The organism is Massilia genomosp. 1 (assembly GCF_011682185.1).
GTDB classification, from domain to species: Bacteria; Pseudomonadota; Gammaproteobacteria; order Burkholderiales; family Burkholderiaceae_D; genus Telluria_A; species Telluria_A rubra.
In genome coordinates this window covers 1-1,365 of record NZ_WHJF01000282.1, presented here as the reverse complement: position 1 = coordinate 1,365, position 1,365 = coordinate 1, and the positions used below count along the sequence as shown (strand labels likewise).

Below are 1,365 nucleotides of genomic sequence, written 5' to 3'. Positions count from 1 at the left end.
GCTTCGCGCCGCCCGCCCTTGACCCTGCTCCGGACCGGACATCGACAAGCGCCGCAAGGCGCAGACATTCACAGCGGTAGCCGATATGGTAGCCGAAGTCAACTTCCACTCAAAACGGCATTGGGCCAGAAATGGGCGCTTCCTGACAATGCAGCGAGTAACGCTAGAGAAATGCCGTCCACCGTGTGGGTATTGGTGCGCGAAGTGATTGAACATGATTCGCTAAAAGCCAAACACGAGCGGCTTTTAAAGAAGAGTTCAAAAGACGTTTGACGTACTAATTGGTGCTATGTCAATTTAAGTATTGACGCTGCACATTGTGCCGCTACTAGTGAGAAAAAATTGGAGATTTAGATGACTGCAATTCCATTCGATACCCTCAAGATGGTCCAGCGACTGGAAAGTGCTGGAGTACCATCGGATCAAGCAAAAGTGCAAGCCGCAGTATTAGCCGAGGTTATCAGCGCCGAGGATCTGAGCATTACCGAACGTTTCTCCGCGAAAGCGGATGTTCTGGCAGAACTGGCTGGCATCCGGGCCTCCATCGAAAAAATGGATACGCGACTTGACTCTAAAATCGACAAGACCGTTGCAGAAGCAAAGGCCGAGTTGGTGCGCTGGGTAGTCGGCGTCGGCATGCTGCAAATGGCACTGATTGCTGGCTTGGTACTCAAGCTTGTCCCGCACTAATCCGAGGAAAATTATGGCATTCAAACGTTACTGCGGCCGCTGCGGAAAAGAAACTGAGCATCACGATGATCGTGGCGTTATACGCTGTTCGCTGTGCGTGTGGAAGCGCCTCGATTGACCAAGGAAAACCGCGTTCTTATCGCGCCCGAAGCTGACCGGCAGCCAGTAAAAAAGGAAGACTATGAACTCATATTTCGACGCTACGGTGGAGGCGATGGACCTCATCGCGGTTCGTGTTGAGATGAATACCCTTTGTGCAAGTATCAATGCAAAAAATGGTTTCATCGAAACGTTCGCTGACAACCGTATCAGTGATCTCCGTAGCCGTAGCAAAGCTTTGGGGCAAGAGATCACGTTGGAGATAGACCCGGTTTCGGGCATCTATGTCGTACAGCCATAGGTCCAGAAAAATTGATCGATGAAAATGGCTGACAAATACGATGCTCTGCTTCAACGCTTCATGACTTTGGAAGACGAAAACAAGGCACTGCGGCACGCCTTGGCAACTGTTCGTTCGAGCGCGACGCGAGCAGAGGCGTAACGCTGTACATATGAGCCAATTGCAAAACGATTTTTCCGAACTGGCCGACATCAGGAGAGCACGATTTTTCATCGCTTTTTCGTGATATCGGAGGAAATCTGATCGGTTACGGCGGCGGAATCATGGCTAATCTC

Annotated in this window: 3 protein-coding genes; all 3 read left to right on the top strand. The window is 50.8% G+C overall.

Annotated features, from left to right (window positions below; translation table 11 throughout):
• A partial coding sequence (locus F1735_RS36000) for a hypothetical protein (RefSeq protein ID WP_373888631.1) occupies positions 1-273 on the top strand: 273 nt, incomplete at its 5' end.
• A gap of 81 nt (positions 274-354) precedes the next feature.
• The gene (locus F1735_RS33580) at positions 355-690 is read left to right on the top strand and encodes a hypothetical protein (protein ID WP_167241338.1); all 336 of its coding nucleotides are present in this window, start codon (positions 355-357) and stop codon (positions 688-690) included.
• Between the two features lie 181 nt (positions 691-871).
• Positions 872-1,090, top strand: coding sequence for a hypothetical protein (locus tag F1735_RS33575; RefSeq protein ID WP_167241336.1), 219 nt, complete (start codon positions 872-874; stop codon positions 1,088-1,090).
• Positions 1,091-1,365: the final 275 nt, after the last annotated feature.